The sequence below is a fragment of the uncultured Cellulomonas sp. genome (assembly GCF_947494015.1).
In the GTDB taxonomy this organism is placed as follows: domain Bacteria; phylum Actinomycetota; class Actinomycetes; order Actinomycetales; family Cellulomonadaceae; genus Pengzhenrongella.
In genome coordinates this window covers 188,893-206,815 of the sequence record NZ_CANLTL010000008.1, presented here as the reverse complement: position 1 = coordinate 206,815, position 17,923 = coordinate 188,893, and the positions used below count along the sequence as shown (strand labels likewise).

Genomic DNA, 17,923 nt, shown 5'->3' with positions numbered 1-17,923 from the left:
CCCCGAGTTACCCTCGACGTGCGCCGCTCGCCCGTGGCGCTCCCCCCGTGCTCGGAGAACGGAACACACATGCGCGCGCACTCTTCGCCGGGCCGGCGACTCGCCGCGGGGCTGGCCGCCGCCGCCATCACCCTGGTCTCGGTGCTGGTCGCGCCGGCGGCCGTCGCCGACACGGCGCCCCTCGACGCCGCCGAGCCGGAGACGGTGGCCGCGGACGCGCTCCCGACCGTGCAGATCGACGGCGTCGTGTGGGACCAGGAGATCGTCGGCAACCGCGTGTACGTGGTCGGCAACTTCCAGACCGCTCGCCCGGCCGGCGCGGCGCCCGGTACGCAGACGGTGGCCCGCCGCCACATGCTCGCGTACGACCTGACGACCGGGGCGCTCATCACCTCCTTCGCCCCCGCCTTCAACGCCCAGGTCCGCAGCGTCTCGGCGTCCCCGGACGGGCGACGGGTCTACGTCGGTGGCGAGTTCACGCAGGTGGACGGCCAGACCCGGTACCGGGTGGCGGCGTTCGACGCGGCGACCGGCGCTCTGCAGTCGTTCGCACCCGTGCTGAACGCCCGCGTCGCGGCGGTCGAGGCGACGGACACCACGGTGTACGTCGGCGGCATCTTCTCCGCGGTGGGCAGCGCGTCCCGCACGCGGGTGGCGGCCATCGACGCGACGACGGGGGCGGCCCTGCCCTTCTCGGTGACGCCGGACAACGGTCAGGTCAACGCCCTGGCGCTCTCGCCGGACCAGTCCGTCCTGGTGATGGGTGGGAACTTCTCCTCGGTCAACGGGTCGTCGGCGCCCGGCTACGGCCTGGCCCGGGTGGACGCCACCACGGGGGCCGTGCTCCCGTTCACCACCAACAACCTGGTCCGCAACGCCGGGACCCAGGCGTCGATCTACAACCTCTACGGCGACGAGCGCGGCGTCTACGGCGTCGGGTACGTCTTCGGCTCGGGCGGGAACCTCGAGGGGGCCTTCTCCGCCGACTGGGACGGCGAGCTGCGCTGGGTGGAGGACTGCCACGGCGACTCCTACGACGTGTACACCTCCGGCGACGTGACGTACACCGTCGGCCACCCGCACTACTGCAGCACGGTCGGTGGCTACCCGCAGACCGAGCCCTGGACGTCCTACTACGCCAACGCGTACACGAACTTCGTCACCGGCCCGCTCGGCCGCAACGAGTACAGCAACTACTACAACTGGGAAGGCATGCCCGGTCCGTCGCTGCTCAACTACTTCCCGACCTTCACCCCGGCGAACTTCACCGGGGCCAACCAGGCGACGTGGACGGTGACCGGCAACGGCGACTACGTCGTGTACGGCGGCGAGTTCACGCACGTCAACGGCACCCGGCAGCAGGGTCTGGTGCGGATGGCGGTCAAGGAGGTCGCGCCGAACAAGCAGGGTCCGCGCCTCGCCGGCGCCGCCTTCAACCCGCGCCTGCTCAGCGTCCGGCCCGGTGAGGTCCGGATCAGCTGGCCGGGCAACTACGACCGCGACAACGAGACGCTGACGTACCGGCTGTACCGGGGCTCCATCACGACGCCGCCCATCTTCGAGGAGACGGTCAGCGCCCCGTTCTGGCAGGTGCGGGACGGCCACTTCGTGGACACCGGCCTCACGCCCGGCGCGACGCAGCGGTACCGCCTGACGGCGACCGACCCGTTCGGCAACGTCGCGGCTTCCGAGACCGTCTCGGTGACGGTCGCCGACGAGGCGGTGAGCCCGTACGCGAACGCCGTCCTGGACAACGGGGCCTCCTCGTACTGGCGACTGGGTGAGGCCTCCGGCGCCACCGCGCTGGACTGGGCGGGCTTCCACGACGCGGCCGTGGGCACCGGCGTCACCCGCGGTGCCACCGGCGCGATCGATGGCGACGCGGACGCAGCGTCGTCGTTCGACGGCACGAGCGCCGGCATCGCCAGCACGCAGACCGCCGAGCCGGCCCCGGACACCTTCACCGTCGAGGCGTGGGTGCGGACCACGTCCACCTCGGGCGGCAAGATCATCGGCTACGGGTCGGCCAAGACCGGCACGTCCTCGTCGTACGACCGCCACGTCTACATGGACAACAGCGGCCGGATCTTCTTCGGCGTCTACCCGGGCTCGGTGCGCAGCGTCAACAGCACCCAGTCCTACAACGACGGCCAGTGGCACCACGTCGCCGCCTCGCTCGGCGCCAACGGGATGGCCCTGTACGTCGACGGCCGCCGCGTCGCCCAGCGCACCGACACCACGTCCGCTCAGGGCCTCACCGGCTACTGGCGGATCGGCGGCGACAGCGTGGGCGGCAGCTGGCCCAGCCGCCCGTCGAGCGCGTACCTCAACGGTCAGATCGACGAGGTCGCCGTCTACCCCACGGCCCTGTCGCGCGACGCCGTCATCGAGCACTTCGTGGCGTCGGGGCGCCCGTCCCCGGTCCCGCCCGTCCCGGCCGACGCCTACGGCGCCGCGGTCCGCGAGGCGAAGCCGGACCTGTACTGGCGCCTCGGTGAGGCGTCCGGCACGACGGCGCGGGACACCGGCACCGACGAGGCGACCGGCACCTACCGCGGTGGCGTGGCGCTCGGCGCGCCCGGGGCCCCGGTGGGCGTCCCGGACACCGCCGCGGTGTTCGACGGCCGCACGGGGTTCGTCTCCGCAGACGCCTCGGTGACCAACCCGCTGACGTACTCCGAGGAGCTGTGGTTCAGCACCACCACCACCAGGGGTGGCAAGCTCATCGGCCTCGGGTCGAGCCGGACCGGCACGTCGGGCAGCTACGACCGCCACGTCTACATGGAGAACGACGGTCGGCTGACCTTCGGCACCTGGACCGGTCAGGCGAACACGATCACGTCGCCGCGCTCCTACAACGACGGCGGCTGGCACCACATGGTGGCCACCCAGTCCGCCGGCGGCATGCGGCTCTACGTGGACGGTGAGCTGGTCGGTCAGAACGCCCAGACCGGCGCCCAGAGCTACACCGGCTACTGGCGGGTCGGCGGGGACACGACCTGGGGTCCGCAGCCGTGGTTCGCGGGCGCCATCGACGAGGTGGCCGTCTACTCCACCGCCCTGACCCCGGCGACGGTCGCCCAGCACCACGCCCTCGGCTCGGGGACCGAGCCGGTCAACCTGCCCCCGAGCGCCGACTTCACCACGGTCACGGACCGGCTGGAGCTGTCCGTCAACGGCGCCACCTCCACGGACGTGGACGGCAGCGTGCAGGCGTGGGCGTGGGACTTCGGCGACGGCAGCACGGCGACCGGGGCCTCGGCGAGCCACACCTACACGGGCGCCGGGGACTACACCGTCCGCCTGACCGTGACCGACGACGACGGCGCGACCGCGACGTCCGAGCACACCGTCCGTGCGGTGGCACCCGAGCGGCCGGCGCCGGCGGACGTGTACGGCGCGGCGGTCCGCTCCGCCGAGCCGTCGCTGTACTGGCGCCTGGGCGAGGTCACCGGACCGACCGCGCACGACAGCGGCACGGCCGGGGAGAGCGGCACGTACCGCACCGGCGGCGTCACGCTGGGAGCGTCCGGCGTGCTCGACGGCGTCGCCGACACCGCAGCGGTGTTCGACGGCTCGAGCGGGCTCGTGTCGAGCGACCTCAGCACGGTCAACCCGACCGCCTTCTCCGAGGAGCTGTGGTTCAGCACGACGACCACCGCCGGCGGCAAGCTCATCGGCTTCGGCGACCGTCAGACCGGGACGTCGACGACCTACGACCGGCACGTCTACATGGAGACCGACGGCCGGCTGACGTTCGGCGTCTACACCGGCCAGACCGTCACCGTGACGTCGACCGAGTCGTACAACGACGGCCGGTGGCACCACGTGGTCGCCACGCAGTCGGCGGCGGGCATGCGGCTGTACGTCGACGGCGACGTCGTCGGCCAGAGCCCCGAGACGCAGGCCCAGGCCTACACCGGGTACTGGCGGGTGGGTGGTGACACCACCTGGGGGCCCCAGCCGTGGTTCGCCGGGACCATCGACGAGGTCGCGGTCTACCCGACCGCGCTGAGCGCCGCCACGGTCGCCGACCACCACTCGCTCGGCACCGCGATCCAGCCGCGCAACCAGGCGCCGACGGCGTCCTTCACGGCGTCGCCCACCGACCTCACGCTCGACGTGGACGGGTCCGGCTCGACCGACGTGGACGGCACGGTCGACGCGTACGCGTGGGACTTCGGCGACGGCGCCAGCGCGGAGGGCGCCACGGCGACCCACCGGTACCAGACCGCGGGCACCTACACGGTGACGCTCACCGTCACGGACGACCTCGGGCTGACCGGGTCCACGACGCGGTCCGTCACGGTGACCGCGCCGCCGGTCAACCAGGCGCCGAGCGCCTCGTTCACCACCTCGGTGTCCGACCTCGTGCTGAGCCTCGACGCGGCCGCGTCGGCGGACAGCGACGGGACCGTCGCCGGGTACGCCTGGGACTTCGGTGACGGCCAGACCGGCACCGGGGTCGCGACCTCGCACACCTACGCCGCCGCCGGCTCGTACGCCGTCCGCCTCACGGTGACGGACGACGACGGCGCCACGGGCACGGTCACCCAGACCGTCACCGTCACGGCGCCCGAGCAGCCGGTCAACCAGGTCCCGGTCGCCGACTTCACGGCCACGGCCGCCGAGCTGGTGCTGTCCGTCGACGCGTCCGGCTCCTCGGACCCGGACGGCTCCGTCGCCGCCTACGCCTGGGACTTCGGTGACGGCGGTACCGCGACCGGCGCGACCGCATCGCACACCTACGCCGCCGCAGGCACCTACACGGTGCGCCTGACGGTGACCGACGACGACGGCGCCTCCGCGACGCTCACGCGATCGGTCGTCGTCACGACGCCGCCGCCGGCCGGCGGCACGGCGCTCGCCACGGACGCGTTCGACCGCACCGTGGCCTCCGGCTGGGGCTCCGCCCCGGAGGGCGGCGCGTGGTCGTCGTCGGGGTCGGGCATCTCGGTGTCCGGCGGTCAGGGTCGGCACACGGTCTCGCGCCCCGGGATGACGCTGTCGTCCTTCCTCGGCTCGGTGCGCTCCACCGACACCGACGTCTCGGCCGTCGTCTCGGTCGCGGAGGCACCGACCGGGGGCGGGTACTACCTGTCGGTGGTCGGACGCCGGGTCGGCGCCGAGGACTACCGCGGGCGGGTCAAGATCGAGGCGTCCGGCAACGTGATCATGCAGGTCAACCGGGTCGGGACGGCTCTGCAGGCGCGATCCGTCCCGGGCCTGACGTACGCGCCCGGTGACCGTCTCAACGTCCGCGTCCAGGTCACCGGCACGTCCCCGACGACGATCCAGGCCCGGACCTGGAAGGTCGGCACGCCCGAGCCCACGACGTGGCAGGTCTCGGCGACCGACTCGACCGCCGTCCTCCAGTCGGCCGGTGACATCGGCATCACGACGTACCTGTCCGGGAGCGCCACGAACGCCCCGGTGACGGTCTCGTGGGACGACCTGCGCGCCACCTCGGCCTCGGCCGGACCGGTGGAGCCGCCGGCGAACGTGGCTCCGACCGCGGTGATCGCGGCGACCACGGCCGACCTGACGGCGTCGGTGGACGGGTCGGGCTCCTCCGACCCGGACGGGACGATCGCGTCCTACGCGTGGGAGTTCGGCGACGGCGCGACGGCGACCGGGGCGACGGTGTCGCACCCGTACGCGGCGGCCGGGACCTACACCGTGCGTCTGACCGTGACGGACGCGGCCGGGGCGACCGGGACGGCGACCCGCCAGGTCACCGTGACCGCACCCACCACCCCGCCGCCGGCGAACGTGGCTCCGACCGCGGTGATCGCGGCGACCACGGCCGACCTGACGGCGTCGGTGGACGGGTCGGGCTCCTCCGACCCGGACGGGACGATCGCGTCCTACGCGTGGGAGTTCGGCGACGGCGCGACGGCGACCGGGGCGACGGTGTCGCACCCGTACGCAGCGGCCGGGACCTACACCGTGCGTCTGACCGTGACGGACGCGGCCGGGGCGACCGGGACGGCGACCCGCCAGGTCACCGTGACCGCACCCACCCCGCCGCCCGCCGGCGGTGACGAGCTCGTCGCGGACGCGTTCGACCGGTCGGTGACGTCGGGCTGGGGCACCGCCCCGACCGGCGGGGAGTGGTCGTCGTCCGGTACCGGGATCTCCGTGGCCGACGGCGTCGGTCGGCACACCCTCGGCCGACCCGGGACGCTGCTCACCTCGACGCTGGACTCGGTGTCGTCGACGAGCACCGACCTGACGACGACGCTGTCGGTGGACAAGCCGGCGACCGGGGGCGGGATGTACCTGACGGTGATGGGCCGACGCGTGGGCACGACCGACTACCGTGCCCGGGTCAAGCTCGACTCCTCCGGTCGTGCCACCCTTCAGCTCGGGCGCGGCGACACGGTCCTGCGGTCCCAGACCCTGACCGGCCTCGAGGTGGTGCCCGGCGAGGCGCTGCGGCTGCGGCTGCAGGTGACCGGGACGTCGCCGACCACCGTGCGGGCCACGGTGTGGGCGGACGGCAGCGCGGAGCCGGCCGACTGGCAGCTGTCCATGACCGACGCGACCGCGGCGCTGCAGGCTCCCGGCGGCATCGGGGTCATGAGCTACCTCTCGGGCAGCACGACCAACTCCCCGGTGACGGTCGCCTGGGACGACCTGGTCGCCCGGCCGGTCGGGTGAGCCCGGGACACCACGCGGGCCCGCCGGTCGGGACCGCCTCGCGGGCGCAGCGCGAGGCGGCCCGTCCGGTGGCACCGCAGGACCTGCGAGTCACGGTGGCGGTGCTCACGTACCGGCGGCCCGCCGATCTCGCGGTCGCCCTGCCGATGCTCGTCGAGCAGGCCCTGGCGGTGGGCCGGCTCGCCCAGGTGCTGGTGGTCGACAACGACCCCGACGCCGGGGCGCGGTCCTTCGTCGAGGCGCACGGCGGTCCGGTCCGGTACGTGCACGAGCCGCGGCCCGGCATCGCCGCCGGACGCAACCGCGCACTGGACGAGGCGGCGTCGTCGGACGTCGTCGTCTTCGTGGACGACGACGAACGGCCCTGTGCGGGCTGGTTGCGGCTGCTGCTCGAGCAGTACGTGGTCGACCGCCCCCTGGCGGTCGTCGGTCCGGTGGTCTCGACCTACGACGTCCCGCCGGACGCCTGGGTCGCCGCCGGCCGCTTCTTCGACCGACGCCGGCTGCCCACCGGGACCGAGGTCACCCTGGCCGCGACGAACAACCTCCTGCTGGACGTCGAGCTGGTCCGGGCCCTGGAGCTGCGGTTCGACGAGCGGTTCGGCATCTCCGGCGGCTCCGACTCGCTGTTCACCCGTCAGGCGGCGGCGCGGGGTGGCCGCATGGTGTGGTGCGACGAGGCCCTGGTGACCGATGTCGTGCCCGCCTCGCGGGTCACCCGTCGGTGGGTGCTGCGCCGCGCCTTCCGCGCCGGCAACACCTGGTCGAGGACCGTGGTGGACGTCGCCCCCTCCGCCGGGGCGCGCACGCGCGCGCGGGCCCGGCTGGCCGCGCTCGGTGCGGTCCGCACCGTGGGCGGCGCCGCTCGGTACGTCCTGGGGGTGGCCACCCGGTCGCTGACCCACCAGGCCCGCGGCGCCCGCACGGCCGCGCGCGGCGCCGGCGTGCTGGCCGGTCTGACCGGTGCGGTCTACGCCGAGTACCGCCGTGACCCCCGTCCCCGTGCCGGCTGAGCCGGCCGGCGCGCCCGGCGTGCCGGGCGTCGTGGTGGCGATCCCGACGTACCGGCGCCCGGAGAGCCTGGCCCGACTCGTGCGGGCGGTCCTGGCGCAGGCCACCGAGGTGGACGCCGACGTCCGCGTGCTCGTGATCGACAACGATCCGGGTGGCAGCGCACGCGACGTGGTGCACGCGGTGGCGGGGTCCGCGCTCGGGTACCGCCACGAGCCGCGACCCGGCCTCGCGGCGGTCCGGAACCGGGCGCTGGACGAGAGCGCGGACGCGGACGCCCTCGTGTTCATCGACGATGACGAGACGCCCGCCGCCGGCTGGCTCGCCGCCCTGCTGGACGTGTGGACCACACGTCGCTGCGACGCCGTGGCCGGGCCCGCGGTGAAGCAGCTGCCCGACGACGTCGACGGCTGGGTGCGCGGGTCCGGGCACTTCGCGGACCGTCGGCGACCGAGCGGGACGGTGGTGGCGGGCGCGGCGACGAACAACCTGCTGCTGGACCGGCGCGCGGTGGACCGGTTCGGGGTGCGCTTCGACGAGCGGTTCGGCCTCAGTGGCGGCGAGGACACGCTGTTCACCCGGACCCTGGTGCGACGCGGTGGCACCGTCGTGTGGTGCGACGAGGCGGTCGTCGAGGACCCGGTGCCCGCGGACCGTGCCACCCGCCGGTGGGTTCTGCGCCGCAGCTTCCGCACCGGCACCACCTGGAGCCGGGTGCACGTCACCCTCGCCGGTACGCGCCGGGCACGGTGGCGCCAGCGCGCCGAGCTCACCGCGCGCGGCGCGTGGTCGGTGCTGCGCGGGGCGGCCGGGGCGGTGCGGGGCGCGGTGACGGGCTCCCTGCCGCGGCGGGCCGGCGGTGAGCGGGACCTCGCCAGCGGGCTCGGCGTCCTGCTCGGCGTCGCCGGGCTCACCTTCAGGGAGTACGGACGCCCGACCCGGCGGTGAGCCGCGCTGCGGCGTCGGTGTCCCGCCGGACCAGCACGAGCCCCAGCGTCGTCAGCAGCGCGGCCGCCGACCCGTACAGCGGCCCGAAGAAGGCGTTCCACGCCGTCAGGCACGTCAGCCACAGGACGACGCCGCTCGCGGCGCGCACCGACAGGGCGCTCGCCAGCGCGGCGACCAGGACGACGAGGACGGCGACGGCGAGCACGAGCCCGGCGATGCCGAAGTAGGCCCACAGCTCACCCGTCACCGAGTGCAGCCGGATCTGGCTGCCGAACAGGAACCGCTCGACGTACCCGTTGCCGGTGTCGTAGCCGATCGACTCCATCCCGGTCTTCGCGACGACGACGTCCGTGGGGGTCGCGATGGTCCCGGGGCCGAACCCCTCGGGCCGGGCCCGCATGAGCGCCGCGGTCGCCGCGAGCTCGGGGCGACCGCCGAGCAGCAGCGACCCGGACTGCTGGATCTGCTGCTCCGAGCGCTGCTGGGCGGCCGACCCGAGGCTGCCCTCGAGCAGCAGGGCGGTGCCGGCGTTGTAGACGGCGCCGGCGACCAGGGCGAGCAGGACCATGACGCGCACGTCCCTGAGCACGGAGTGCCGACGGGTGGAGACCGGCACCGGGACGATCTGCCACAGGATCAACGTCGCGGTCAGCGCGAAGATGGCGAACGCCGACCGGGAGTCCTGGAGGATCGAGACGACACCCAGCGCGAGGAGCATCCCCATCTCGACGACCCGTTGCCGGGTCATCCGGGCCAGCGAGAGCACGAGCAGGGCCACGGGGACGACGAATGCGAACTTCCACGGGTTCGTGCCCCACTGCCCTCGTTGGAACAGCTCCCCGCCCGCGAGCCCGGCAGCGAGCCACACGCCGACCCATGCGTCGGACAGGTGCAGGCGCGCCCAGAGCAGGACCCCGGCGCCGCCGACGATGCCGGCGAGCAGCATCGTGTTGCCGGTCGCGAGACCGAGCACGACGCGGTGGTCCGCCGCGGACCACTCGTGCAGCCACCACCCGTTGAGGACGGCGGCGACGGACAGCGCGACGAGCAGGCGCGCCCCGCGGTAGTGCCGCAGGGCGGGAAGCCACACCGGAGCGAGCAGGACGGCGACCACCAGCCCCGGGACGACGCCCTGGGGGAGGGGCACGCGCAGCCCGGTGAGTCCGACGGTGGCCACGGCGACGGTCCGGGTCAGCAGCGCCGCGCGCGGCGAGTCGCCCCCGTCGGGGGAGTGCCGCGTGGCGCCCGGCGCCACCGGCGCCCGCGGCACCGGCACCGTGCCGGCTCTCACGGGACCGAGGTGCCGCGCCGCGTCGTGACGCGGGGAGCACCCTTCCTCGAGCGGCTCCGGCCGGAGGTGCTGCCGGCCGACTGCCGGCCCGGACCGGCCGCGGGCGGCGTCGTGCGCGGCTGCCCCGAGCTGCCCGCGGCAGCGTCCGTGCCCGCCGGACCGTCGTGGCCGCGCGGCGGGCGCCGCCGGGCCGGCGACGAGCGCTGCTCGTAGGTGTACGCCCCGGCGCCGTCGGTCCGCTTCAGCCGGTTGAGGACCACCCCGTGGATCCGGCCCCCGGACGACTCCAGCGCGCGCAGGGCGTCGGCGAGCTGGTGGCGGCGCAGGCGGCGGACCCCCGCGACGACCAGGGCCCCGTCGGTGAGGCGCGAGACGATCGCGGGGTCCGCGACCGGCAGCACCGGGGCGCAGTCGACGACGACCAGGTCGTACCGGTCCACGAGGGAGTCCAGCAGGCTCTTCATGGCGTTCGACGACAGCAGCTGGCTGGGGTTCGGCGGCAACGCGCCGGCCGTGATGACGTCGAGGTTCGCCGAGCCCCACGGCTGGATCACCGCGTCGACGTCCGCCGAGCCGATGAGGACGGTGGTCAGGCCCGCCGCCTCCTCCAGGCCGGTGTACCGCGCGACGGCGGGACGACGCAGGTCGGCGTCGATCAGCAGGACCCTGCCGGTGCCCTCGGCGACCGCCAGAGCCAGGTTGAGGGCGGTGGTGGACTTGCCCTCGCCGGCGACCGCGGAGGTCACCACGACCGAGCGCAGCCGCCCTTCGACGCCCAGGAACTGCAGGTTGGTCCGCAGCCGGCGGTAGCTCTCGGCGCTCGGGCCGTGCGGGTCCTCGAGCATGACGATCGAGTCCCGCCGGCGGCGCGGTGTGGTCGTGATGGAGCCGAGGACGGCCGCGCCGGTGATCCGCTCGACGTCCCGGACGGCCCTGACGCGGGTGTCCATGGCCTCCCGCAGCAGCGCGTACGCGAGCCCGAGCAGGACACCCAGCGCGAGGCCGGTGGCTGCACCGAGCCGGGTGTTGGGGGCGAAGCGCTGCAGCGGCACGGGCGCCTGCGCGACGGTGCTGAGCTGGACCGCGTCACGCCCGCCCGGCCCCGTGGGGGACACCGCGCTCACGGCGGTGCCGAGGCTGTCCACGACGGCGTTGGCCACGTCGCTGGCCTGCGCCGGCGAGGTGTTCACCGCGGAGACCTCGATGATGACCGTGCCGAGAGGGGCTTCCGCGGTGACGGACCGCGCCAGCGCGCGCGGTGTGGTCTCCAGACCGAGACGGTCGATCACCGGCTCGAGGACGACGGGCATCGTCGCCAGCTGCACGTAGGACTCCACCAGGCTCTGGGTGTACGCGGACCCCTGCACCAGCTCCGACACGGTCTCGCCCTGCTCGAGCGAGACGAACACCTTGGCGGTCGCGCGGTACTGGTCGGGCTGGGACGCCGCGAGCCCGTAGCCGCCCGTCGCGCCGAGCACCGCGAGGACGGCGATCACCCACGCTCGCCTGCGGATGGTCGCGAGGTACTCGCTCAGTTCCACGGTGCTCCCTGCTGATGGTGCTCGTCACGAGGCACGGGTCGCGCCGCGGTCACGTGCTGCCCCACATTCTCGCTCACCGTCCGTGGAGAGCGCGTGCGCGCATCGGGGGAACCGGGTGCGGGCGAGCGGGCGAATTCCGGGGATCACCCGCCGGCGACGCCCTGGGGCCGTGGTGCTCGCCACTAGGGTCGGTGCTGACGGCACGGACCGCGCCGACGAGCGTGCGGTGCACCGGTGCTCGTCGCGCGCGGTCGTCCCGTCAGGCGTCGACCGGCGTCGGACACACCCAGGTGGAGGGGCGCAGGATGGCAACGACCGACGGTCCGCGGGACGAGGGGACCGCCACGGGGGCGGGGGTCCTCGTCGTCATCCCGACGTACGACGAGCGGGAGAACATCGACGCCGTCGTCGGCCGGGTCCGCGCCGCGACCCCCCACGCGCACGTCCTGGTGGTCGACGACAACTCACCCGACGGCACCGGCGACCTCGCCGACGCCCTCGCCGCGTCGGACCCGCAGGTGTTCGTGCTCCACCGCGCCGGCAAGGAGGGTCTCGGTGCGGCCTACCTGGCCGGGTTCGCCTGGGCGTTCGAGCGCGACTACGCGGCCGTCGTCGAGATGGACGCCGACGGCTCCCACCTCCCCGAGCAGCTCCCCGACCTGCTCGCCGCGGTCGGCGCCCGGGCCGCCGACGTCGTCCTCGGGTCGCGCTGGGTGCCGGGGGGCTCGGTGGTCAACTGGCCGGTGCACCGCAAGCTGCTCTCGCGCGCCGGCAGCCTGTACGCCCGCCTGATGTGCGGCCTGCACGTCGCCGACGCGACCGGTGGGTACCGGGTGTACCGCAGCGAGCAGCTGCGCGAGCTCGTGGCCGACGGTGTCGACAGCCAGGGCTACTGCTTCCAGATCGACCTGGTCCGCCGGTCCGTCCAGGCCGGCCTGCGGGTCGTGGAGGTGCCGATCACCTTCGTGGAGCGCGAGCGCGGCCAGTCGAAGATGAACCGGTCGATCGTGCTCGAGGCCGTGGTCCGGGTGACCCGCTGGGGTCTGGAGCGGATGGCTCCGGCACGCCGGCACGGGGACAGCCCCGTCCCCGCGCGCGCCGGGGGATGACCGCCCCGGTCGTCGCGCCACCGGTCGACGGGCGGACGAGCGCTGCGTCGGCGGGGGCGGCCGCTCCGCTGGCGGTCGGTGCGGGCGCCGCGCTGCTCGGCGCGCTGGGGTCCTGGGTGCCGTCGGTGTGGGCGGACGAGGCCGCGACGATCTCCGCGACGACCCGGCCCTGGGGCGCGCTGGGCCGGCTGGTCGAGAACATCGACGCCGTGCACGCCGTGTACTACGCCGTGGTCCACGTCTGGTTCGGCGTCGTGGGCACGTCGGTCCTGACGCTGCGACTGCTGAGCGCGATCGCCGTGGGCGTCGCCGCCGCGGGGGTCGTCGTCCTGGGCCGCACGCTCGCCGGTCCCGCGGTCGGGATGGCGGCGGGGGTCGTGTTCGCGGTCCTCCCGCGGGTGACGTGGATGGCCACCGAAGGGCGGTCGTCCGCGCTCGCTGCCGCGGCCGCCGTCTGGCTGACGGTGCTGCTCGTGGCCGCCGTCCGCCGGGGCGGGGCCGGGTGGTGGGTCGCCTACGCCGTCGCTGCCGGCCTGGCGGTGGACCTGTGGATGTTCCTCGGATTCCTGGTCGCCGCGCACGGCGCTGCCGTGCTGTGGGCCCGGGTCGGGGCGCGCCGCGTGCTCGCCTTCGCGGCGGCTGCCGCGGTCGCGGTCGGCCTCGCCGCCCCGGTGGTGCTGCGCGCGGCCGGGCAGGCCGGGCAGGTGAGCTGGATCCCGCCCGTGGGCCTGCGGACCCTCCGCTCCGTGGCGGTCGACCAGTGGTTCGGGACCGACGGCGTGCTCTCCCTGCCGCTCGCGCTGGTGTGCTGGGCGGCCGTCCTGGTCGCGGTCGTCCGCGGTGCCCGTCGCCCGCAGGAACGGCCGGGCCCGCTGGGGCAGCGGTCGCTGCTCGTGGTCGCCCTGCCGTGGCTCGTGCTGCCGACCGCGGGCGTGGTGGCCTACTCGCTGGTGGCCGCGCCCATGTACGCCGGCAAGTACCTGGCGTTCTCCGTCCCTGCGCTCGCGCTCCTGGTCGGCGCCGCCGTCGCCGCCGTGCGTCCGGTGTCCCGGCGGGTGCTCGTGCTTGCCGTCGTGGCGCTCCTCGCCGTGCCGTCCTACCTCAGCGAGCGCGTGGTCACCGCGAAGGACGCCTCCGACTGGCGGCTGGTGGCCGAGCACGTGGACCGGGTCAGCCGTCCCGGCGACGCGGTCGTCTTCACCGACGTCCTCGACGCCGAGGGCGCCTCCCGCTTCCCCGGGCGCATCGTCGCCGCCGCGTACCCCGACGTCTTCGCGCCGCTGGACGACCCCACCCGTGCGGGCAGCGCCTGGCGGGACGGCACCCTGTGGGACCGCACCGTCCCGCTCGACGCGGCGGCCGACGGTCTGCGTGCCGCTGACCGAGTCCTGCTGGTCGCCGACCTCGCCCGGAGCGGGGACGGCCCGGAGCTCCGGACGCTTCAGGGCCTGGGCCTGCGCGTCGTGGACGTCTGGGAGGGCACCCAGACGGCCGTCCTGGTGCTGGAGCCGGGCCGCGCCTGACGACTCAGCGACCGGTGAAGACGACCGTCCGGTAGGCGACGTAGCGCAGCAGGGTCCCCAGGGCCAGGCCGACCACGTTGGCCGAGATGTTGTCGGCCAGCGGCGAGGTGAGGCCCAGGACGTAGTGCGACACGGCGAGGCACGCGACGGCGACGAACATGCCGATCACGTTGACCAGGCCGAACGCCACGAGCTCCCGGATCGGGCTCGCGGTCCGCTTGCCGGCGAAGGCCCAGTACCGGTTGCCCAGCCACGCCACCATGGTGGCGACCGCGACGGCGACGACCTTCGCCGTGATCGGCTTGTCCGCGAGCAGGTCGCCCGGCCCGAAGCGCAGCAGGTTGAACACGCCCACGTCCACGACGAAGGCGACGCCACCCACCGAGCCGAACCGGGCGAGCTCGGCCACCCGCTGCGTCGTACGCACGCGCAGGCTCGGCCCCGAGGTGGCGGAGGAGGCAGCCGCGTCCGCCGCGGTCGTCGTGGTCATGGTCGGCAGGCTAGGCGCTCGCGCGGGCGGATCACCAGGACGGACGGCCGTTCGAGGCGGTGAGCGGACCGATTTCATCCGGTGGCGCGCCACCGCCGGGGTCGCTGGCCGCCGTCGGGGTGGTCGCAGGCTGCGCCCCGACGCCCCGGCCCCGCGCGTGGCGACGTCAGCGACGGCGAGCCACGGCCCCCTCGGACCGGGAGCGCTCGGCGTGCTCGAGGAAGCGGACGGCGTCGGTGGCTGCCGGCCTCGGCTCCTCAGGGACCCGCGCCGTGCCCTGACGGGGGCGGCTCGACCGCGGCTCGTCGGTGGGCGAGGTGCCGGGCGTCGGGTCGGGTTCGGACTCCGCCGTGGCCGGGGTCGACGATCCCGCGCGCCGTCCCCGCCGGTGCGAGGACCGGGCGCCGCGCGGTCGCTGCGACGTCATCGCGTCGGGCGCGTACCCGTAGTAGCCGTCGGAGTCACGCTGCATCACCCGGTTGAGCACGACGCCGAGGCAGACCGCCCCGACCGCGTCCAGGCTGCCGATGGCCTCCGAGAGCTGGTGACGACGCGTCTTGCGGGCGGCCGCCACCACGAGCGCTCCGTCGGCGAGCCGAGCCAGGATGGCCGAGTCGGTGACCGGCAGCAACGGCGGGGAGTCGAGGACGACGACGTCGTAGGACGTCTCCATCTGCGCGAGCAGCTCGACCATCGCCGGCGAGCTGAGCAGCTGGGTGGGGTTCGGTGGCACGGCTCCGGACGGCAGGACGTCGAGGTTCCCCTCGCCGTACGGCTGGGTCACCTCGTGCAGGTCCGCGCCCCCGATGAGCACGGTCGTCAGCCCGACCGAGCCCTCCATGCCGCAGTAGCCGGCGACCGACGGGCGACGCAGGTCGGCGTCGACCAGCAGGACGCGCGACGGTCCCTCCGCGAGGGCGAGGGCGAGGTTGATCGCGGACGTGCTCTTGCCGTCGGCCGGCAGCGGCGAGGTGACCACGACCGAGCGCAGCGGACCGGCGAAGTCCAGGAACTTCAGGTTGGTCCGCAGGCGACGGTAGGCCTCCGCGGTCGGGCTGTGCGGCTCGGCGAGCATGACCGGCGCGCCCGAGCGCGCACGGCTGCGCGACCCGATCGAGCCGAGCACGGCAGCGTCCGTCACCCGGGCGACGTCCTTGGTGTCGCGCACCTTGGTGTCCAGCAGCTCGCGCACCAGGGCGAAGACGACGCCCAGGGCGAGACCCAGGAGCAGGCCGGTGCCGACGAGGAACCGGGTGTTCGGCGCGATCGGTGCCGCCGGGACGTCGGCCGGGGCCACGGTCCGCATGGACACCGCCTCGCTGCGCCCACCGGTCGAGGACAGGTCCGCCACGGCGACGGCGAGCTGTGCGGCCACCGCGTCGGCGACCTCGGCCGCCTCGGCGGGCTCGCTGCTGGTGGCCGAGATCTCGACGATCACGGTATCCAGCGGCGTCTCGGCCGTGACCGAGCGCGCGAGCGCGCGCGCCGACGTGTCGAGGTCGAGGTCGTCGATCACGGGGTCCAGGACGACCGGCATGGTGGCGAGGGCCACGTAGGACTGCACCAGGTTCTGGGTGAACGTCGACCCCTGCACCAGCTCGCTGACCGTCTCGCCTCCCTGCAGCGAGACGAACACCTTGCTCGTGGCCCGGTAGACGGGCGTGGTGGTCGTGGCGAGCGCGACACCGGCGGCGGCCCCGAGCACGGACAGGACGAGGATGACCAGCCAGCGCTTGCGGAGCGCCCGGACGTAGTCGCTCGGATCCATGGGTGTTCCCTTTCCGTCACCGGCAAGGTCTCCCAGCCGTCCTTGCCGTGTTGTCGCCAAGGCCACCGTAGGACCGCGGCGACGAGCCCGCCGGAGGGGCGCGTGCCGACGGCACGGGCGGGCCTGGGCGCCGGGCTCAGGCTCGTGCGCGGGCCTGCGGGCACGTCGGGCCGGCCGTGTGCGCGCCGGCACCGCCATCGTAGGTCGGCCCGGCGCAGCCGCCCGCCCCGGCGAGGGTGAAGCGCGCGCTTCACCCGGTCGGCCCTGCCCGCCCACGACGAGGCGCTGGCTACCATGGACCCCGCGGCCCAGGGGCGGACCGCATCCCCCGGTGCTGTGGGCCCTGAGACGTTTCGCGCCCTGACGCACCACGAGGAGGATCGATGCCCAAGATCGTCGGCTACGCGCCGGGCGCGTACGACATGTTCCACGTCGGGCACCTGAACATCCTGCGCCAGGCGAAGCAGCACTGCGACCACCTCGTCGCCGGGGTCGTGTCGGACGAGATGTGCGAGCTGACCAAGGGCAAGACGCCGGTCGTCCCGCTGGCCGAGCGGATGGAGATCGTCAGCCACATCTCGTTCGTCGACGAGGTCGTCGCCGAGGTCGTGCCGGACAAGGTCGAGACCTGGAAGACGGTCCGCTTCGACGTCCTGTTCAAGGGCGACGACTGGCGAGGCACGCCCAAGGGGATCAAGCTCGAGCGCGACTTCGCCGCGCTCGGGGTGGAGATCGTCTACTTCCCGTACACGATCCACACCTCGAGCACGCTGCTGCGCAAGGCCCTGGACGGCATGGTGGCCGAGCGCCCCGACGCCACGGCCGCCCGCGCCTGAGGCGGGTCAGCGCTCGAGCAGCACGCCGTCGGGCGTCTCGTCGTACCGGGCGCCGGTCTGCGGGCACCGCCACGACCCCGGCTCGTCGCCCGGCTCGAGCGGCACGCCGGCGCGGCCCACCCAGCGCAGCCGGCGTGCCGGCACGCCGGCCACCAGGGCGAAGTCGGGGACGTCCCGGGTGACCACCGCGCCGGCGGCCACGGTCGCCCACCGGCCGATGGTGACGGGCGCGATGCAGACCGCCCGGGCGCCGATGGAGGCCCCCTCGTGCACGACGACGCCGACCGCGTGCCAGTCGTCCGCCCTCTTCAGCGCGCCGGACGGCGTGACCGCCCGGGGGAAGGTGTCGTTGGTGAGCACCGCGGCCGGCCCCACGAAGACGCCGTCCGCCAGGACGGCGGGCTCGTACACCAGGGCGTAGTTCTGCAGCTTGCACCGGCTGCCGAGCCGGACGCCCGGTCCGACGTACGCCCCGCGTCCGATGACGCACTCCTCGCCGACGACGGCGTCCTCCCGGACCTGCGCGAGGTGCCACACCATGGTGCCCGCGCCCACCCGGGCTCGCGGATCGACGTCGGCGGTGGGGGCGACGCGGCCGAGGGGCGGGGTGGTCATGGGGCTCCTCCGCGGGGATCGGCGTCCGGGGCGCGCGCCACCGCCTCGAGGCGACGGGTGCGCGTGTGCGGCGCCCTGGTCCGGACGACACCGCGAGCGTAGCGACGCCTACCGCGACGCCGGGGCGA

At 74.7% G+C, this 17,923-nt stretch carries 11 protein-coding genes; 6 read left to right on the top strand and 5 right to left on the bottom strand.

Annotated features, from left to right (window positions below; translation table 11 throughout):
- The first annotated feature begins 69 nt into the window (after positions 1 to 69).
- The 3 genes from Q0840_RS11230 to Q0840_RS11220 all read left to right on the top strand — a co-directional run bounded on the left by Q0840_RS11230 (position 70) and on the right by Q0840_RS11220 (position 8,622).
- Complete coding sequence (locus tag Q0840_RS11230) at positions 70 to 6,663, top strand: PKD domain-containing protein (RefSeq protein ID WP_298459553.1); 6,594 nt, start codon at positions 70 to 72, stop codon at positions 6,661 to 6,663.
- Between the two features lie 68 nt (positions 6,664 to 6,731).
- A complete protein-coding gene (locus tag Q0840_RS11225) occupies positions 6,732 to 7,676 on the top strand; it encodes a glycosyltransferase family 2 protein (RefSeq protein ID WP_298459552.1) in 945 nt (314 codons plus the stop codon).
- A complete protein-coding gene (locus Q0840_RS11220) occupies positions 7,651 to 8,622 on the top strand; it encodes a glycosyltransferase family 2 protein (protein ID WP_298459551.1) in 972 nt (323 codons plus the stop codon). The genes Q0840_RS11225 and Q0840_RS11220 overlap by 26 nt, the downstream gene beginning before the upstream one ends.
- Here the strand turns inward: Q0840_RS11220 and Q0840_RS11215 are convergent.
- Positions 8,591 to 9,913 (bottom strand): hypothetical protein, encoded by a 1,323-nt coding sequence (locus tag Q0840_RS11215; protein WP_298459550.1) that lies wholly within the window; start codon positions 9,911 to 9,913, stop codon positions 8,591 to 8,593. The two genes, Q0840_RS11220 and Q0840_RS11215, sit on opposite strands and share 32 nt — an antisense overlap.
- Complete coding sequence (locus Q0840_RS11210) at positions 9,910 to 11,454, bottom strand: polysaccharide biosynthesis tyrosine autokinase (RefSeq protein WP_298459549.1); 1,545 nt, start codon at positions 11,452 to 11,454, stop codon at positions 9,910 to 9,912. Before Q0840_RS11210 ends, Q0840_RS11215 begins: the two co-directional genes overlap by 4 nt.
- A 305-nt stretch (positions 11,455 to 11,759) precedes the next feature.
- On the opposite strand from Q0840_RS11210, the gene Q0840_RS11205 reads away from it, so the two are divergent.
- The gene (locus tag Q0840_RS11205) at positions 11,760 to 12,563 is read left to right on the top strand and encodes a polyprenol monophosphomannose synthase (RefSeq protein ID WP_298459548.1); all 804 of its coding nucleotides are present in this window, start codon (positions 11,760 to 11,762) and stop codon (positions 12,561 to 12,563) included.
- Positions 12,560 to 14,086 (top strand): glycosyltransferase family 39 protein, encoded by a 1,527-nt coding sequence (locus Q0840_RS11200; RefSeq protein ID WP_298459547.1) that lies wholly within the window; start codon positions 12,560 to 12,562, stop codon positions 14,084 to 14,086. Before Q0840_RS11205 ends, Q0840_RS11200 begins: the two co-directional genes overlap by 4 nt.
- 4 nt (positions 14,087 to 14,090) lie before the next feature.
- On the opposite strand, the gene Q0840_RS11195 is transcribed toward Q0840_RS11200, so the two are convergent.
- Entirely contained in the window at positions 14,091 to 14,576 is a 486-nt protein-coding gene (locus tag Q0840_RS11195; RefSeq protein ID WP_298459546.1) for a GtrA family protein, read from the bottom strand.
- 166 nt (positions 14,577 to 14,742) lie between these two features.
- Positions 14,743 to 16,344, bottom strand: a complete 1,602-nt coding sequence (locus tag Q0840_RS11190) for a polysaccharide biosynthesis tyrosine autokinase (RefSeq protein ID WP_298459545.1) — start codon at positions 16,342 to 16,344, stop codon at positions 14,743 to 14,745.
- A gap of 383 nt (positions 16,345 to 16,727) precedes the next feature.
- Here Q0840_RS11190 and Q0840_RS11185 point away from each other — a divergent pair, with 383 nt between their 5' ends.
- On the top strand, positions 16,728 to 17,180 hold the full coding sequence (locus Q0840_RS11185) for an adenylyltransferase/cytidyltransferase family protein (protein ID WP_298459544.1): 453 nt from the start codon (positions 16,728 to 16,730) through the stop codon (positions 17,178 to 17,180).
- A 6-nt stretch (positions 17,181 to 17,186) separates the two neighbouring features.
- On the opposite strand, the gene Q0840_RS11180 is transcribed toward Q0840_RS11185, so the two are convergent.
- Positions 17,187 to 17,795, bottom strand: a complete 609-nt coding sequence (locus Q0840_RS11180; protein WP_298459543.1) for an acyltransferase — start codon at positions 17,793 to 17,795, stop codon at positions 17,187 to 17,189.
- Positions 17,796 to 17,923 lie beyond the last annotated feature (128 nt).

Excerpts from the sequence above, each read along its gene's own strand:
- Q0840_RS11180 (WP_298459543.1), bottom strand. The coding sequence starts at position 17,795 with ATGACCACCCCGCCCCTCGGCCGCGTCGCCCCCACCGCCGACGTCGAT.
- Q0840_RS11200 (WP_298459547.1), top strand. The coding sequence starts at position 12,560 with ATGACCGCCCCGGTCGTCGCGCCACCGGTCGACGGGCGGACGAGCGCT.
- Q0840_RS11205 (WP_298459548.1), top strand. The coding sequence starts at position 11,760 with ATGGCAACGACCGACGGTCCGCGGGACGAGGGGACCGCCACGGGGGCG.
- Q0840_RS11190 (WP_298459545.1), bottom strand. The coding sequence starts at position 16,344 with ATGGATCCGAGCGACTACGTCCGGGCGCTCCGCAAGCGCTGGCTGGTC.
- Q0840_RS11230 (WP_298459553.1), top strand. The coding sequence starts at position 70 with ATGCGCGCGCACTCTTCGCCGGGCCGGCGACTCGCCGCGGGGCTGGCC.
- Q0840_RS11185 (WP_298459544.1), top strand. The coding sequence starts at position 16,728 with ATGCCCAAGATCGTCGGCTACGCGCCGGGCGCGTACGACATGTTCCAC.
- Q0840_RS11195 (WP_298459546.1), bottom strand. The coding sequence starts at position 14,576 with ATGACCACGACGACCGCGGCGGACGCGGCTGCCTCCTCCGCCACCTCG.